General features: G+C 63.7%; 13 protein-coding genes. 8 read left to right on the top strand and 5 right to left on the bottom strand.

Translation table 11 applies throughout. The features are described from left to right. Positions 1-205 precede the first annotated feature (205 nt). The 4 genes from leuA to HU766_RS05295 form a co-directional block, all read right to left on the bottom strand. On the bottom strand, positions 206-1,879 hold the full coding sequence (gene leuA, locus HU766_RS05280) for a 2-isopropylmalate synthase (RefSeq protein ID WP_033701014.1): 1,674 nt from the start codon (positions 1,877-1,879) through the stop codon (positions 206-208). Between the two features lie 366 nt (positions 1,880-2,245). Continuing rightward, the gene (locus HU766_RS05285) at positions 2,246-3,073 is read right to left on the bottom strand and encodes a M23 family metallopeptidase (protein WP_033701012.1); all 828 of its coding nucleotides are present in this window, start codon (positions 3,071-3,073) and stop codon (positions 2,246-2,248) included. Positions 3,074-3,076: 3 nt separating this feature from the next. Then, a complete protein-coding gene (xseA, locus tag HU766_RS05290) occupies positions 3,077-4,456 on the bottom strand; it encodes an exodeoxyribonuclease VII large subunit (RefSeq protein ID WP_033701011.1) in 1,380 nt (459 codons plus the stop codon). A gap of 125 nt (positions 4,457-4,581) precedes the next feature. Further along, complete coding sequence (locus HU766_RS05295; protein ID WP_186654245.1) at positions 4,582-5,463, bottom strand: LysR substrate-binding domain-containing protein; 882 nt, start codon at positions 5,461-5,463, stop codon at positions 4,582-4,584. 97 nt (positions 5,464-5,560) lie between these two features. On the opposite strand from HU766_RS05295, the gene HU766_RS05300 reads away from it, so the two are divergent. From HU766_RS05300 to tadA, 8 genes are all read left to right on the top strand, one after another. Next, the gene (locus tag HU766_RS05300; protein ID WP_186654247.1) at positions 5,561-6,316 is read left to right on the top strand and encodes a sulfite exporter TauE/SafE family protein; all 756 of its coding nucleotides are present in this window, start codon (positions 5,561-5,563) and stop codon (positions 6,314-6,316) included. A gap of 46 nt (positions 6,317-6,362) precedes the next feature. After that, the gene (locus tag HU766_RS05305; RefSeq protein ID WP_033701006.1) at positions 6,363-6,920 is read left to right on the top strand and encodes a hypothetical protein; all 558 of its coding nucleotides are present in this window, start codon (positions 6,363-6,365) and stop codon (positions 6,918-6,920) included. 86 nt (positions 6,921-7,006) lie between these two features. After that, positions 7,007-8,476, top strand: a complete 1,470-nt coding sequence (guaB, locus tag HU766_RS05310) for an IMP dehydrogenase (RefSeq protein ID WP_027595680.1) — start codon at positions 7,007-7,009, stop codon at positions 8,474-8,476. Between the two features lie 119 nt (positions 8,477-8,595). Further along, entirely contained in the window at positions 8,596-10,173 is a 1,578-nt protein-coding gene (gene guaA, locus HU766_RS05315) for a glutamine-hydrolyzing GMP synthase (RefSeq protein WP_027595681.1), read from the top strand. Positions 10,174-10,311: 138 nt separating this feature from the next. After that, complete coding sequence (locus HU766_RS05320; protein ID WP_186654250.1) at positions 10,312-10,899, top strand: TetR/AcrR family transcriptional regulator; 588 nt, start codon at positions 10,312-10,314, stop codon at positions 10,897-10,899. Between the two features lie 85 nt (positions 10,900-10,984). Further along, positions 10,985-12,046 carry an FAD-binding oxidoreductase gene (locus HU766_RS05325; RefSeq protein ID WP_186654252.1) on the top strand — a complete coding sequence of 354 codons (1,062 nt, stop codon included), beginning with the start codon at positions 10,985-10,987 and terminating at the stop codon, positions 12,044-12,046. Positions 12,047-12,163: 117 nt separating this feature from the next. Further along, positions 12,164-13,546, top strand: coding sequence for a multicopper oxidase family protein (locus HU766_RS05330; RefSeq protein ID WP_033701003.1), 1,383 nt, complete (start codon positions 12,164-12,166; stop codon positions 13,544-13,546). Continuing rightward, positions 13,546-14,025 (top strand): tRNA adenosine(34) deaminase TadA, encoded by a 480-nt coding sequence (gene tadA, locus HU766_RS05335; RefSeq protein WP_186654254.1) that lies wholly within the window; start codon positions 13,546-13,548, stop codon positions 14,023-14,025. The genes HU766_RS05330 and tadA overlap by 1 nt, the downstream gene beginning before the upstream one ends. Positions 14,026-14,080: 55 nt before the next feature. On the opposite strand, the gene mltF is transcribed toward tadA, so the two are convergent. Continuing rightward, complete coding sequence (mltF, locus tag HU766_RS05340) at positions 14,081-15,538, bottom strand: membrane-bound lytic murein transglycosylase MltF (RefSeq protein WP_186654256.1); 1,458 nt, start codon at positions 15,536-15,538, stop codon at positions 14,081-14,083. Positions 15,539-15,685 lie beyond the last annotated feature (147 nt).

A 15,685-nucleotide genomic window follows, 5' to 3' on the forward strand; every position in this document is an offset into this window, starting at 1 on the left:
CGCTACCATCTAGGTAGGCTGAGATGGCTGTGAGTTTGAACTGCTCTGTGTATTTGCCCATCGGTCCCCCCAAGGGTTGGATTTTTTGTCCAACTTCTTGGGGGCAGTCCATTCTGTGGGAGCGGGCTTGCCCCGCGAAAGGGCCAGTTCGGGCAATAAAAAAGCCCGCATCAAGGATGCGGGCTCTTGGCCATCAAACCGCAGCTTACGCCGCCTTGGCCTCTTGCTGGCTCAGCGAGCGGTTCAGCGCACTGAACAGCGCCTTGAAGCTGGCGGTGGTGATGTTCTCGTCGATGCCCACACCATGCACCGGGCGGCCACCGGCCACGCGCAGCTCGATGTAGGCCGCCGCCTTGGCGTTGGTACCGGCACCGATGGCGTGCTCGTTGTAGTCCATGATCTCCACGGCAATCGGCAGGCCGGCGACCAGGGCTTCCAGGGCGCCATTGCCCTTGCCGCGCCAGTGCAGGGTGGTTTCGCCTTCACCAGCGACTTCCACTTCCACGGCGCTGTGGCCGTTTTCTTCCTGCAGGCGGTGGCTGACCAGTGCATACGGGGCGTTGGCCTGGAGGTACTCTTTCTGCAGCAGGCTGTAGATCTGCTTGGCAGTCATTTCCAGGCCCAGGCGGTCGGTTTCACCCTGGACCACCTGGCTGAACTCGATCTGCATGCGGCGTGGCAGGCTGATGCCGTATTCCTGTTCCAGCAGGTAGGTGATGCCGCCTTTGCCCGACTGGCTGTTGACGCGGATCACCGCCTCGTAGCTGCGGCCGATGTCGGCCGGGTCGATCGGCAGGTACGGCACTTCCCACAGTTCGCCTTCCTGTTGCTTGGCGAAGCCTTTGCGGATGGCGTCCTGGTGCGAGCCGGAGAACGCAGTGTGAACCAGGTCGCCGACATACGGATGACGCGGGTGCACCGGCAACTGGTTGCACTCTTCGACGACCTTGCGCACGCCGTCGATGTCGGAGAAGTCCAGTTGTGGGTCGATGCCTTGGGTATAGAGGTTCAGTGCCAAGGTCACCAGGTCGACGTTGCCGGTACGCTCGCCGTTGCCGAACAGGCAGCCTTCGGCGCGGTCGGCGCCGGCCATCAGGCCCAGCTCGGTGGCGGCGATGCCGGTGCCACGGTCGTTGTGGCAGTGCAGGCTGATGATCACGCTGTCACGGCGGCTGATGTTGCGGCAGAACCACTCGATCTGGTCGGCGTAGATGTTCGGCGTGGCGACTTCCACGGTGGCTGGCAGGTTGAGGATGAGCTTGTGCTCAGGCGTTGGGTTCCACACTTCAATGACCGCGTCGCAGACTTCCTTGGCGAACTCCAGCTCGGTGGCGCTGAAGGTTTCGGGCGAGTACTGGAAAGTCCACTGGGTGTCCGGCTGCTGGGCAGCGTACTTGACGAACAGTTTGGCCGCGTTCACGGCGATGTCCTTCACGCCTTGCTTGTCTTGGTTGAAGACGATGCGGCGGAACGACGGGCTGGTCGCGTTGTACAGGTGGACGATGGCCTTCTTGGCCCCACGCAGCGATTCGAAGGTACGGGCGATCAGGTCTTCACGGGCCTGGGTCAGCACCTGGATGGTGGTGTCGTCCGGGATGTGGCCATCTTCGATCAGGGTGCGCACGAAGTCGAAGTCGGTCTGCGAAGCGGACGGGAACGAGGCTTCGATCTCCTTCACGCCAACCTGCACCAAGGTCTTCCAGAAACGCAGCTTCTTCTCCGCATCCATCGGCTCGATCAGCGACTGGTTGCCATCACGCAGGTCGGAGCTGCACCAGATCGGCGCTGCGGTGATGGTTTTCGATGGCCAGGTGCGATCAGGCAGGTCGATGGTCGGGAAGGCGCGGTATTTCTTCGAAGGGTCTTTGAGCATGGTCATGGAAGCAATCCTTTTGTATGCGGCCGAGATCGGGCCTGCCGAGCAATAACGAGATGAAGAGGCGAGGCGACGCGATTCAACCTGGTAGTCGTGCGCTGACCAGGCAGAGGCTGCGATGTTGTCGGAGCAGAATGAGGGTGCTGGAGGTTTTCATGCTTCAACCCTAAGCCAGCGGGGTGAGGGATGGCAAGTGTTCGCGAAAAATTGAGAGGAATGCTTAAAAAAAGCTGGATGGCGAGATTTTGTAGCGCTTATTGCTGCGAGGCTTTCGGGTTTTTGCGCTGTAGGTTTTGATGGCGCAAGACACGGGAAGTGGGGTGTCAGTGCCGGCTTCTCGCGGGTAACCCCGCGAAGAAGCCCGCCCTTTCAGGGCTGGAATGCACCAATGAAGATGGCCGGGTCCACCCGCGCATCATTCAGGCTGACATTCCAGTGCATGTGCGGCCCGGTAGCCCGCCCGGTCGAGCCAACCCGGCCAACCACCTCACCGCGGCGCAGCGCCTGCCCCACGGCCACATCGATTTTCGACATGTGGCAGAACATGCTGATGAAGCCCTGGCCATGGTCGACGAACACGGTACGGCCGTTGAAGAAATAATCACCCACCAAGATCACTTTGCCATTGGCCGGGGTCTTGATGGGCGTACCGGCGGGCACGGCGAAGTCCAGGCCGGCATGCGGGTTGCGCTCTTCGCCATTGAAGAAGCGGCGCACGCCGAACTTGCTCGACAGTGGGCCGTTGACCGGCTTGTCGAGAATCAGGTTGCTCGGCAGGGCCGGGCTGAAGCTGCGGTAGGCCTTGATCTGTTCGGCCAGTTCGCCCTCGATGCGCTTGAGGTCCGCCGGGTTCGGGTTGACCTGCCGCGTGTTCTTCAGGGTGATGCGCTGCTCGGGGTACTTCTTGCTCCCGACCGTGAAGGGCAGGCTGCGGCCGCCCTGGCTCAGCACGGCGGTGCCGGGCTTCTGGGTCAGCGGAATACCGACGATCGCCAGCCAGTTGTCCTGTTCCTTGACCACCAGCACCGGCTTGCCGTCAAAGCGTGCATTCGGCGCCGTGCTGGCAGGCCCCAGGTCGACCACGGCCACGCCGCCGGGCACCGGCTTGTTCAAGGTACGGGTGATGTAGCTGGCCTGAGCGCCGCAGGCCAGCAACAGCAGGGAAAGGGCGAGCAGGGGCGCGAACAGGCGGGGCATGGTTCAGTCCAGTAGTGAGAGGGTAACGGGCGTCAGGTGGTTGTCTTCGACCCGCACCTGCAGTTCGCCTTCATTCAGGCGAGCGGTCAGGCGCTGGCCGTTGTGGGTCTGCTCGGCGCTGCGGATGGCCTGGCCGCGCTCATCGAGCAGGATGCTGTAGCCGCGGGCGAGGGTGGCCAGCGGGCTGACCACTTGCAGCGTCTGCAGTTGGGCCTGGAAGCGCTGGCGACGGTCCTTGAGCACCTCGCGCATGGCCCGGGGCAGGCGTTCGGCAAGGCTGTCCAGGCGCTGGTTCAGCAGCTTCAGGGTGCGCCCCGGGTGCTGCGCGGCCAGGCGGGTATCAAGGCGCCCCAGGCGCTCGCGGCGCTGGTTGAGGTTGCCGAGGAAAGCGCGACGCAGGCGCATGTCCAGATCGTCCAGGCGCTGAGCCTGCTGGCGCAGACGCTCGCCTGGGTGGCGCAGGCGCCGGGCCAGCGACTCCACGCGCAGGCGGTCGTGGCTCAGGCGGTTCTGCATGCGCAGCAGCAGGCGCCGTTGCAGGCTGTCGAGGCGGTGCTGCAAGCCACTGTTGTCGGGGGCCAGCAGTTCGGCGGCGGCGGACGGGGTGGGCGCGCGGACGTCGGCGACGAAATCGCAGATCGACACGTCGGTCTCATGGCCGACGGCACTGACGATAGGCGTGACACAGGCGGCCACGGCGCGGGCCACGGCTTCTTCGTTGAAGCTCCACAGGTCTTCCAGCGAGCCGCCGCCGCGTGCCAGGATCAGCGCATCGAAACCAAGGCTGTCGGCCAGTTGCACGGCGCGCACGATCTGGGCGATGGATTCGCGGCCCTGCACAGCGGTGGGTATCAGGTTCAGTTCGACTTGCGGGGCGCGGCGGCCGAATACGCTGATGATGTCGCGGATCACCGCGCCCGTGGGCGAGGTGATGATGCCGATGCGTTGCGGATGCGCCGGCAGCGGTTTCTTGCGTTCGGCGCTGAACAGGCCCTCGGCGCCGAGTTTCTCTTTCAGTGCTTCGAACGCCAGGCGCAGCGCACCGTCACCGGCCGCTTCGACGGTGTCGAGGATCAGTTGGTAATCGCCACGCCCTTCGAACAGCGAGACTTTGCCGCGCACCCGCACCGCCAGGCCGTCACGCAGGGCCTGGCGGACCCGCGTGGCGTTCTGGCGGAACAGCGCGCAGCGCACCTGGGCGCCGCTGTCCTTGAGGGTGAAGTACATGTGGCCGGAGGCCGGGCGGGCGAGGTTGGAAATCTCGCCTTCCACCCAGACGCTGCGGAACACGTCTTCCAGCAGCACCCGGGCGCGGCCGTTGAGCTGGCTGACGGTGAGGACCTCGCGGTCCAGGCCGAGTCGTTCGAAGGGGTCTCTGATCATGGCGGGCATCATAAAGGACATCGGGGGCGGTTGTCTGTGTCGGGGCTGGGAGGTGAGAGGATTGGCGGACGTGGGGCTGCCAGTGCAGGGCGCAGAATAACCACCGTCATGCACTACGGGCCCCATCACCCCCCCAACATCGCCGCCAGAAACTGCCGCACCATCACCCCCGCATCGCGCCTGCAGGCCAATGCCACGGTGCTCTCACAAGGTTCCCCCAACCCCACGAACCTGACCGATGCCGGCGCAATATCACGCATGCATTCAGGCAATAGCGCCACCCCGAACCCCGCCTGAATCAGCTGTAATTGCGTGGTCTTGCGTGAAATCACCTGGGCTGCCTGCGGAAAGAACCCAGCCTCCATGCACAACGACGCCGACAGGTAGCTCAACCCGCCACGATCACGGTGCGGGATAGAGATGAACCGCTCCCCACGCAACTGCTCCAGTCGCACGACTGCCTCTTCAGCCAAAGGGTGCCCCGCCGCAACGGCCAGCAACAACGGCTCGCTGAACAGCTCATGCAGCACCACCCCCTCATGCTGGCGCAGCACCGGCAGCCGCAGCAGGCCGATATCCAGCCGCCCAGCGGCAATATCCTCCAGCTGCGCCTCCGACGACTGCTGCGCGATTTCCAGCGAGATCCCTGGGTGGCCCTGCAAGTAACAGCCCAGGCGAGCCAGCAGCGGCCCGGTCAGCGGCACGGTACTGGAATGGTTCAGGCGCAAGCTGCCTTGCAAGCCATCCCCCACGTCACGGGTGATGCGCTCAGCGTGCGTCAGGTCGGCCAGCAAGCGGCGGGCACGCTGCAAAAAGGCGTCCCCGGCAAGCGTCAGCCGTGGCCGCCGGGCGGTACGTTCGAACAACGGCGTTCCCAGGTGCTGCTCCAGCTCCTTGATCTGCCGGCTCAGCGCCGATTGGGCGATATACAGCCGCTCGGCGGCAACGCTGAAGCTACCGCTTTCAGCGATCTCCACGAAGTAACGCAACTGGCGGATCGACGTCATGTCATGCCTTTTTGAGATAGGTAATGGCAAAAAGGCATATTAGTCGGCATGGCTCATGGCTGGCTAACCTTTGCATGACCTTCCAGGAACACACGCCATGCTCACCCAATTGCCATTCTCCGGCCTCGATTGGCTGCCCATCCTGCTCGGTGTCGGCCTGGCCTACATCGTCTTCGGCATTGCCGGTTTCGGCACCGCGCTGGTGGCCGGCCCGGTGCTGATCCACTTCATGCCGCTGTCGCGCATCATCCCGCTGTTGGTGCTGCTGGACTTCGTGGCGGCCTTTGGCAACCTGCTGCCGTCGCGCCGTGATGTGGTGCGTGGCGAACTGCTGCGTCTACTGCCCTTCATGGCGATAGGCTGCACCCTGGGCGTGGTGTTTCTGCTGCGGCTCAAGGCTGACGTGTTGCTGTTGCTGATGGGGTTGTTCGTCAGCGCCTATGCGGTCTATGGCTTGGCGGTGAGGGTGCGCCCGGCGAACCTTTCAGGCTTCTGGGCGGTGCCCATGGGCACGGTGGGGGGCTTGTTCGGTGCGTTGTTCGGCAGTGGCGGGTTTCTCTATGCCCTCTATCTGAGCGCGCGCCTGGAGGCCAAAGAGCAGGTGCGCGCTACCCAGAGCGCGTTGATCAGTTGCAGTACCGTGGTGCGCCTGTCGCTGTTTCTGATCGCCGGAGTCTACGCCGACAGCAGCCTGCTGTTGCTCGCTGCCTGCCTGTTGCCGGTGATGTTCGTCGGCCTGTGGGCCGGGCGCCGGCTGACCCTGAAGCTGTCCCGCGAGGCTTTTGTGCGCCTGGTCACCTGGCTGGTGCTGGCCAGCGGCCTGGCCATGATCGGTCGCTACCTGAGCCTGTGAGCGGTAGAATTGCTGCATTACCGCAGTTCGCAGGCTTGCCTCTTTAATGAACACCCAGAGCATCATCGTCCCCAAGCTTTCCACCGTCCCGGCTCACGAGGCCCGCGCCCGGGCGATCGTGCGCTGGCTGGTGCGCGAGAAAGTCATCGAGGAACAACTCACCACCTGCGGTCGCACCGGCAACCGCATGGGCCATGCCCTGGCCGACGGTGCGCGCAAGGTGGCCCTGCACCCGGACAAACTGCCGTTCGGCGAACAAGCCAACGGCCTGGAGATCATGCTCAAGCGCTGCATCTATACCCCGACCAACGGTTTTCTCGAAGAAGCCGGCTGCCCGGAGTGCCGGCGCGAGGTCGGCGAGCCGCTGTTCGAGAGCCTTGAAGAGTGGATGCCAGGGGTCAGTGACAACTTCACCTGCCCGCTGTGCGGCTTCGAAGACGACATCAACGGCTTTCTTTACCTGCAGCCATGTGCCTTTTCCAACCTGGGGTTCATCTTCAACAACTGGGGCGAGGCCGGGTTCACCCAAGCCTTTCTCGACAGCTTCGCTGACTGGCTGGACCAGCCAGTGGCCGTGGTGCAGGTAAAACTGCCACAAGGCTGACCGAAGGCCCTTATTTTGCATTGAGCGGCGCGCCGTGCATGAGTATAATGGCGCGCTTCCATTTTTCCCGCCCGGGAGCCCCCGCGATGCTGCGTATCAGCCAAGAAGCCCTGACCTTCGACGATATCCTCCTTGTACCTGGCTATTCCGAGGTACTGCCCAATGAAGTCAGTCTCAAGACCCGTTTGACTCGTGGCATCGAGCTGAACATTCCGCTGGTTTCCGCTGCCATGGATACCGTGACCGAAGCGCGTCTGGCCATTGCCATGGCTCAGGAAGGCGGCATCGGCATCATCCACAAGAACATGACCATCGAACAGCAGGCCGGCGAAGTCCGCAAGGTCAAGAAGTTCGAGGCTGGCGTGGTCAAGGACCCGATCACCATCGAAGCAGACGCCACCGTGCGCGACCTGTTCGACCTGACCCGCCTGAACAACATTTCGGGTGTTCCAGTGCTGGAAAACGGCGACCTGGTCGGCATCGTCACTTCCCGTGACGTGCGCTTCGAAACCCGTCTGGATGCCAAGGTCCGCGATGTGATGACGCCGAAAGAGCGTCTGGTCACCGTGCGCGAAGGCGCCAACAAGAACGAAGTCCGCGAGCTGCTGCACAAGCACCGCCTTGAAAAAGTCCTGATCGTCGACGACAAGTTCAGCCTCAAGGGCATGATGACCGTCAAGGACATCGAAAAAGCCAAGGCCTACCCGCTGGCCAGCAAGGACGACCAAGGTCGCCTGCGCGTCGGCGCCGCGGTCGGTACCGGCAAGGACACCGGCGAGCGCGTAGCCGCCCTGGTTGCCGCCGGCGTTGACGTGGTGGTGGTCGACACTGCCCACGGTCACTCCAAAGGCGTGATCGACCGCGTGCGTTGGGTCAAGGAAACCTACCCGCAGGTTCAGGTGATCGGCGGCAACATCGCCACCGGTGCCGCGGCCAAGGCCCTGGCTGAAGCTGGCGCTGACGCCGTCAAGGTCGGCATCGGCCCAGGTTCGATCTGCACCACCCGCATCGTCGCCGGTGTCGGCGTACCGCAGATCAGCGCCATCGCCAACGTCGCTGCCGCACTGGAAGGCACTGGCGTGCCGCTGATCGCCGACGGTGGCATCCGCTTCTCCGGTGACCTGTCCAAGGCCATCGTTGCCGGTGCTTCCTGCGTGATGATGGGTTCGATGTTCGCCGGTACCGAAGAGGCCCCGGGTGAAGTCGAACTGTTCCAGGGCCGTTCCTACAAGGCTTACCGCGGCATGGGCTCGCTGGGTGCGATGGCACAGGCGCAGGGCTCTTCCGACCGTTACTTCCAGGACTCCTCGGCCGGTGCCGAGAAGCTGGTACCGGAAGGTATCGAAGGCCGAGTGCCGTACAAGGGCGCCCTGGCTGCGATCATCCACCAGCTGATGGGCGGCCTGCGTTCGTCCATGGGCTATACCGGCAGCGCGACCATCGAAGAGATGCGTACCAAGCCGGAGTTCGTGCGCATCACCGGTGCCGGCATGGCCGAGTCCCACGTGCATGACGTGCAGATCACCAAAGAAGCCCCTAACTACCGGGTCGGCTGAGGCCTCCAGCGGTAAGTAGCAAGCTTCAAGCGGTAGTTGCGTTGCAGCAGCTACCGCGTTTTCCCCGATCAACTTGCAGCTCGCAGCTAGACGCTTGCAGTTGCACCAGAGATTGAGTCATGGCCCTCGACATTCACGCTCACCGCATCCTGATCCTCGATTTCGGTTCCCAGTACACCCAGCTGATCGCCCGCCGTGTGCGCGAAATCGGCGTGTACTGCGAACTGCATCCGTTCGACATGGACGATGAAGCGATCCGCGAATTCAACCCGCGCGGCATCATCCTCGCCGGCGGCCCCGAATCGGTACACGAAGCCAACAGCCCGCGCGCGCCGCAGGCCGTGTTCGACCTGAACGTACCGCTGCTGGGCATCTGCTACGGCATGCAGACCATGGCCGAGCAACTGGGCGGCAAGGTTACCGGGTCGGACCTGCGCGAATTCGGTTACGCCCGCGTTGACGTGGTCGGCAAGAGCCGTCTGCTCGACGGCATCGAAGACCACGTGGACGCTGACGGCGTACTGGGCCTGGACGTCTGGATGAGCCACGGTGACAAGGTCACCCAGATGCCAGGCGACTTCCACGTGCTGGCCAGCACCCCGAGCTGCCCGATCGCCGGCATGTTCGACGACGCGCGCGGCTACTACGGCGTGCAGTTCCACCCGGAAGTGACCCACACCAAGCAAGGTGGTCGCATCCTCTCGCGCTTCGTCCAGGACATCTGTGGTTGCGAAGCCCTGTGGACCCCGTCCAACATCGTCGAAGACGCCATCGCCCAGGTGCGTGAGCAAGTCGGTTCGGCCAACGTCCTGCTGGGCCTGTCTGGCGGCGTCGACTCGTCCGTGGTTGCCGCGCTGCTGCACCGCGCCATCGGCGACCAGTTGACCTGCGTATTCGTCGACAACGGCCTGCTGCGCCTGCACGAAGGCGACCAGGTGATGGCCATGTTCAAGGAGAACATGGGCGTCAAGGTGATCCGTGCCGACGCCGAGGCGCAGTTCCTGGGCAACCTGGAAGGCGAAGCGGACCCGGAGAAGAAGCGCAAGATCATCGGCCGCACCTTCATCGACATCTTCGATGCCGAAGCCAGCAAACTGGACAACATCCAGTTCCTGGCCCAGGGCACCATCTACCCGGACGTGATCGAGTCGGCTGGCGCCAAAAGCGGCAAGGCCCACGTGATCAAGTCGCACCACAACGTCGGTGGCCTGCCTGAGGAAATGAACCTCAAGCTGGTCGAGCCGCTGCGCGAATTGTTCAAGGACGAAGTGCGCAAGATCGGCCTGGAGCTGGGCCTGCCGTACGACATGGTCTACCGCCACCCGTTCCCGGGCCCGGGCCTGGGCGTGCGCATCCTGGGTGAAGTGAAGAAGGAATACGCCGACATCCTGCGTCGCGCCGACCACATCTTCATCGAAGAACTGCGCAAGGCCGACTGGTACCACAAGACCAGCCAGGCCTTCGTGGTGTTCCAGCCGGTCAAGTCGGTGGGTGTCGTGGGTGACGGCCGTCGCTACGCCTGGGTCGTGGCCCTGCGTGCCGTCGAAACCGTGGACTTCATGACCGCGCGTTGGGCACACCTGCCGTACGAACTGCTGGAAACCGTCAGCGGCCGTATCATCAACGAAATCGAAGGCATTTCGCGCGTCACTTACGACGTCTCGAGCAAGCCGCCTGCCACCATCGAGTGGGAGTGATCGGGCGTCCGGCTGTGGCCGGAACCCGTTAGCCAAAAAGCCCGCATTGCTGCGGGCTTTTTCGTTATTGACGGGCAGGTTGTCAGCGCCTGGCGCGTTGGCGAAAATACATGCAGTTTGTATGTAAAGGAGAGAGTGATGGTCCGTCGCACGCGCGCCGAAATGGAAGAAACCCGCGCCACGTTGTTGTCCACTGCGCGCCAGGTGTTCAGCGAGCATGGCTATGCGGGTACCTCGATGGATGAGCTGACCGCCAGGGCGGGCCTGACGCGGGGGGCGCTCTATCACCACTTCGGCGACAAGAAGGGCCTGTTGGCGGCAGTGGTGGAGCAGATCGATGGTGAGGTCGACGCGCGACTGAACAGCATCTCCGAGAATGCCGGCGATGCCTGGGAGGGCTTGCGACAGCGTTGCCGTGCCTACCTCGAAATGGCACTGGAAGCCGATATCCAGCGCATTGTGCTGCGTGATGCCCGGGCAGTGCTGGGGGGCGCCTCGCAGGAATCGCATCTGCACTGCCTGGCAACGATGCAACGGCTGGTTCAGAACCTGATGGAGCAAGGCGTGCTGGCTCCGGCCGAGCCGCGGGCGCTGGCCTCACTGATTTATGGCGGCCTGGCCGAAGCCGCGTGCTGGATTGCCCAAGGCGAGGAGGGCGACGCACGCCTGTCGCAAAGCCTTGTCGCACTTGAGCTGTTGCTGCGCGGGTTGCTGGCCAGGCCCTGAGCGGCTCTGGGTACGATTGTTCACAGACGCTCAGGCTGTAATTGCGCACACTGCGCTTCTTCGGCTTTGCGCAAGGACAATCGCAATGGCAGGCAACATTCCTCATGTAGTGGTGGTGGGCGGCGGTATCCTCGGCGCGTCCGTCGCCTGGCACCTGGCGCGGCGTGGTGCTGCGGTCACTGTGCTCGAGCGCGAGCGGGGCGTTGCGCGGGGTGTCACCGGGCACTCCTATGGTTGGGTGGGCACGGGCAGCCGCCTGCCGTCTGCAGACCCGGCATGCTTTGCCCTGGAACAGCGTGCGCTGGCACAGTTCCCCCGTCTGACGCAGGCACTCGGCCCACTGCCGGTGGCGGCGCAAGGTGGCTTGATATGGCTCGACAGCGAGGAGCAGACCCTTGCCATGCTCGCCGAGCAGCAGGCGGCCGGGGTTTCGATGGCCGCAGTGGGGCGTGAGCGCATCCGCGAGCTCGAGCCTGGCCTGGTGCAGCCACCCGGCATGGCTATCTGGGCTCCGGACGATTTCGCGGTCGAACCTGATGTACTGGCCCAGCGCTTGTTGGCGGCAGCGCAGGCTGAAGGCGCTCGGGTACTTGAGGCGCGCGAGGTACTGGCGCTGGAAGTGCAGGGTGCGCGCATTACCGGTGTACGTACCGGTCTGGGCATCGTGCATGCGGATGTCGTCGTGCTGGCCAATGCCATGGGGGCTCAGCGCCTGGCCCGTCAACTGGGGCAGGAACTGCCTATCCATGAAGCACCTGCGGTGTTGCTGCGCTTCGGTGCAGCGCAGGTGCCGCTGCGCCATCTGCTGTATGGGCAGGGGCTGGAAGTACGGCCAGGGCTGGGCGGCGGTTTGCTGTCGGCAGCCGATTTCCCTGGTGAAGAGGGTATGGCCGAACTGGGTCGCGAAAGCCTGCAGGCGGTTGCCAGCCTGTTCCAGCCGGAGTGCGAACTGTCGCTGCAATCGATACGGGCGGTGTACCGGCCCAAGACCGACAGCGGCCTGCCACTGCGCACGTTCCTTGACGGGTGCGAAGGGCTGTACGTCATGGTCGCTCACCCGGGCGTGATACTGGCGCCAGCACTGGGCTACGAGGCTTGTGAAGACATTCTCAAGGGGCAGGTCCATGGCGATGCATATGCCTGCTGAACACCCGCTGCGACAAGACTTCACTTAATATTTCGCAAATGCAGGTGTATCGTATTCGCCCTTCATTGCCAGCCCTGCTGGCAGCTGGCTTGCGCAATAAACGAGGTACCCGCACCAATGTCCTTCACCCGTCGACAAATGCTCAAGGGCCTCACCGGCCTGGTTGTGGTAGGCCTGGGCGCCGGAGGCGCGGCGCGGTACTGGCTGGGCAAGGTCGAGGACGAGAATGCCGGGCACGACTACGAACTGATCGCCGCGCCCCTGGAAGTGGAGCTGGTGCCGGGCTTCAAGACCGAGGCCTGGGCCTTTGGCCCGTCGGCGCCGGGCACCGAATTGCGGGTGCGCCAGGGGACCTGGCTGCGGGTGCGTTTCATCAACCACCTGCCGGTCGAAACCACCATCCACTGGCACGGCATCCGCCTGCCGCTGGAAATGGACGGCGTGCCCTATGTGTCGCAACTGCCGGTCAAGCCTGGCGAGTACTTCGACTACAAGTTCCGTGTGCCGGATGCCGGCAGCTACTGGTACCACCCGCACGTCAGCAGCTCCGAAGAGCTTGGCCGCGGGCTGGTCGGGCCGCTGATCGTCGAGGAGCGCGAGCCTACCGGGTTTCTGCACGAGCGCACCCTGAGCCTGAAAAACTGGCACGTGGACGAGCAAGGCGCCTGGCTGCCGTTCAGCATCCCCCGCGAGGCCGCGCGCAACGGCACTGCCGGGCGGCTGATCACCATCAACGGCCAGCCCGATTCGGTGACCGAGTTGCCCGCCGGCCAAGTGGTGCGCTTGCGCCTGCTCAACCTGGACAACACCTGGACCTACCGCCTGAACCTCAAGGGCAACTGCGAGGCCAGGATCTACGCGCTCGACGGCAACCCGGTCACCCCGCGGCCACTGGACGACGATTACTGGCTGGGGCCAGGCATGCGTATCTGCCTGGCGATTCGCATTCCTGAGGCGGGTGAGGAAATCTCCCTGCGCGACGGTTTCGTGCGCCTGGGCACCTTGCGTTCGGTGGCCAGCAACGACGCCCCCAGCGACTGGCCGCCAGCCTTGCCGCCGAACCCGGTGGCCGAGCCGGACCTGGAGAATGCCGAAAAGCTCAACTTCAATTTTGAATGGGTCGGCAAGGTCTCGGTCAACACCGAGAACGGCAGGCCGCCGAGCCTGTGGCAGATCAACGGCCAGGCCTGGGACATCACCGACAAGACCTGCGCCGACCGGCCCATCGCGACGCTGCAGAAGGGCAAGAGCTACATCTTCGAGCTGAAGAACATGACCCAGTACCAGCACCCGATCCACCTGCACGGCATGAGCTTCAAGGTGATCGCTTCCAACCGCCGTGAGATCGTCGAACCGTGGTTCACCGATACCTACCTGCTGGGCAAGAACGAGCGCGCCCAGGTCGCTCTGGTGGCGGATAACCCAGGGACCTGGATGTTCCACTGCCACGTCATCGATCACATGGAAACCGGCCTGATGGCCGCGATCACGGTGGTCTGATGCGCCCGCAAATCATCGATCGCAGCCGCGATCAGGAATTCATGCGCCTGGCCCTGACACTGGCCGCCGAAGGGGCGGCGATGGGTGAGGTGCCGGTGGGGGCGGTGCTGGTGCAGCATGGCCAGGTGATCGGGCAGGGCTTCAACCGGCCGATCGTCGACAGTGACCCCAGCGCCCATGCCGAAATGGTCGCCATTCGGGCAGCCGCCAAGTCAGCGAGCAATTATCGGCTGCCGGGCAGCACGCTGTATGTGACCTTGGAGCCCTGCAGCATGTGCGCGGGGTTGATCGTGCATTCGCGGGTAGCGCGGGTGGTGTACGGGGCGCTGGAGCCCAAGGCGGGGATCGTGCAGAGCCAGGGGCAGTTCTTTGGCCAGGGCTTCCTCAATCATCGGGTGATGGTAGAAGGTGGGGTGTTGGCCGAGGAGTGCGGGGCGATCTTGAGCGAGTTTTTCAAGGCTCGGCGGGCCATGCGCTAGCCTGTGCGGGCCTCTTCGCGGGGCAGGCGATCGACAGTGGCCAGGCCGGCAACGGTCACATCGGCGGCGACTGCTCTGCCGGCTTGTCCTTGTTGACCCCGGGCACATGCAAGTTGCCTTCGGCCATCTGGCCCTCGAGCTGCGGCTGGGTCACCCAGGTGAGGATGTCGTAGTAGCGGCGGATGTTGGCCACGAAGTGCACCGGCTCGCCGCCACGGGCATATCCGTACTTGGTCTTGCTGTACCACTGCTTCTGCGCCAGACGCGGCAGCATCTTCTTCACATCCAGCCACTTGTTCGGGTTGAGCTTCTCACGCTTGGCCAGGGTGCGGGCGTCTTCCAGGTGGCCGCTGCCGACGTTGTAGGCGGCCAGCGCGAACCAGGTGCGGTCGGGTTCCTGAATGCTGTCGTCGAGCTGCTGCTTGATCAGCATGAAGTACTTGGCACCGCCCTGGATGCTCTGCCTCGGGTCCAGGCGGTTGGATACGCCCATGGCCTGCGCCGTGCGCTGGGTGAGCATCATCAGGCCGCGCACGCCGGTCTTGGACGTGACTTCCGGCTGCCACATGGATTCCTGGTAGCCGATGGCCGCCAGCAGGCGCCAGTCGACCTGCTCGACCTTGGCGTAGCTCTTGAAGTGCTTCTCGTACTTGGGCAGGCGCTGCTGCAGGTGCTGGGCGAAGGTGTAGGCGCCAACATAGCCGAGTACATCCACATGGCCGTAGTAGCGGTCTTTGAGGCGCTGCAGGGTGCCGTTCTTCTGGGCCTTGTCGAGGAACTCGTTGACCTCGTTGAGCAGGCTGTTGTCTTCACCGGCCGCCACGGCCCAGCGCTGATCGCGGGTATCGCCCAGGTCGAAGGCGACCCGTACGTTGGGGAAATACACCTGGTTCATCGCCAGTTCGTTGGAGTCGACCAGGGTCAGGTCGATCTGGCCTTCATCGACCATGCGCAGCAGGTCGACCACCTCGACGGCGTCGGATTCTTCGTATTCCAGGCCTGGGTACTGTTTTTTCAGCTCGGCCAGCTGGTCGGCATGGCTGCTGCCTTTGAGCACCATGATCTTCTTGCCGACCAGGCCCTTGGCCTCTGTGGGGCGGGAGCGGCCGTTGCGATAGATGACCTGTGGAGTGACTTCCAGGTAGGGATGAGAGAATTTTGCCTGGGCCTTGCGCCGCTCGCTGCTGACCAGGCCGGCGGCGGCCAGCACCGGGCCGGAGGGCTTGCCCAGTTCGTCGAACACTTGATCAAGGTTGTCGGCGGTCTCGATCTGCAGCTTTACGCCGAGATCGTCGGCGAAATGCTTGACCAGCTCATATTCGAAGCCGGTTTCGCCGTTGCGGTCCTGGAAATAGGTGGCCGGGCTGTTGCGGGTGATGACGCGCAGCACGCCATCCTCCTTCACGCGCTCTAGGGTGCTGGGTTTTTCAACACAGGCACCGAGCATCAGAAAGAGTCCGGTTGCGAGAAGCCATTTGGCGTAACGCTGGCGCAGAGCAGTATGGGCGAACATAGCTTGCAGTATACGCAAAGGACGAGGGCCGCCATATCTCGACAACGGTTAGCTTGTCTGGTAGCGCGTTGTGTGCTTCGGCGGGCTTGGCTGAGGATTGTGGCGCCAAACCCTCAGCAAACACGTGATTTTTTTTGACCCCGAAGT

Source organism: Pseudomonas sp. SWRI77 (genome assembly GCF_014269105.1).
In the GTDB taxonomy this organism is placed as follows: Bacteria; Pseudomonadota; Gammaproteobacteria; order Pseudomonadales; family Pseudomonadaceae; genus Aquipseudomonas; species Aquipseudomonas capeferrum.

Bases quoted from the DNA above. Each gene is read 5' to 3' on its own strand.
- leuA (WP_033701014.1), bottom strand. From the start codon at position 1,879: ATGACCATGCTCAAAGACCCTTCGAAGAAATACCGCGCCTTCCCGACC.
- HU766_RS05285 (WP_033701012.1), bottom strand. From the start codon at position 3,073: ATGCCCCGCCTGTTCGCGCCCCTGCTCGCCCTTTCCCTGCTGTTGCTG.
- xseA (WP_033701011.1), bottom strand. From the start codon at position 4,456: ATGATCAGAGACCCCTTCGAACGACTCGGCCTGGACCGCGAGGTCCTC.
- HU766_RS05295 (WP_186654245.1), bottom strand. From the start codon at position 5,463: ATGACGTCGATCCGCCAGTTGCGTTACTTCGTGGAGATCGCTGAAAGC.
- HU766_RS05300 (WP_186654247.1), top strand. From the start codon at position 5,561: ATGCTCACCCAATTGCCATTCTCCGGCCTCGATTGGCTGCCCATCCTG.
- HU766_RS05305 (WP_033701006.1), top strand. From the start codon at position 6,363: ATGAACACCCAGAGCATCATCGTCCCCAAGCTTTCCACCGTCCCGGCT.
- guaB (WP_027595680.1), top strand. From the start codon at position 7,007: ATGCTGCGTATCAGCCAAGAAGCCCTGACCTTCGACGATATCCTCCTT.
- guaA (WP_027595681.1), top strand. From the start codon at position 8,596: ATGGCCCTCGACATTCACGCTCACCGCATCCTGATCCTCGATTTCGGT.
- HU766_RS05320 (WP_186654250.1), top strand. From the start codon at position 10,312: ATGGTCCGTCGCACGCGCGCCGAAATGGAAGAAACCCGCGCCACGTTG.
- HU766_RS05325 (WP_186654252.1), top strand. From the start codon at position 10,985: ATGGCAGGCAACATTCCTCATGTAGTGGTGGTGGGCGGCGGTATCCTC.
- HU766_RS05330 (WP_033701003.1), top strand. From the start codon at position 12,164: ATGTCCTTCACCCGTCGACAAATGCTCAAGGGCCTCACCGGCCTGGTT.
- tadA (WP_186654254.1), top strand. From the start codon at position 13,546: ATGCGCCCGCAAATCATCGATCGCAGCCGCGATCAGGAATTCATGCGC.
- mltF (WP_186654256.1), bottom strand. From the start codon at position 15,538: ATGTTCGCCCATACTGCTCTGCGCCAGCGTTACGCCAAATGGCTTCTC.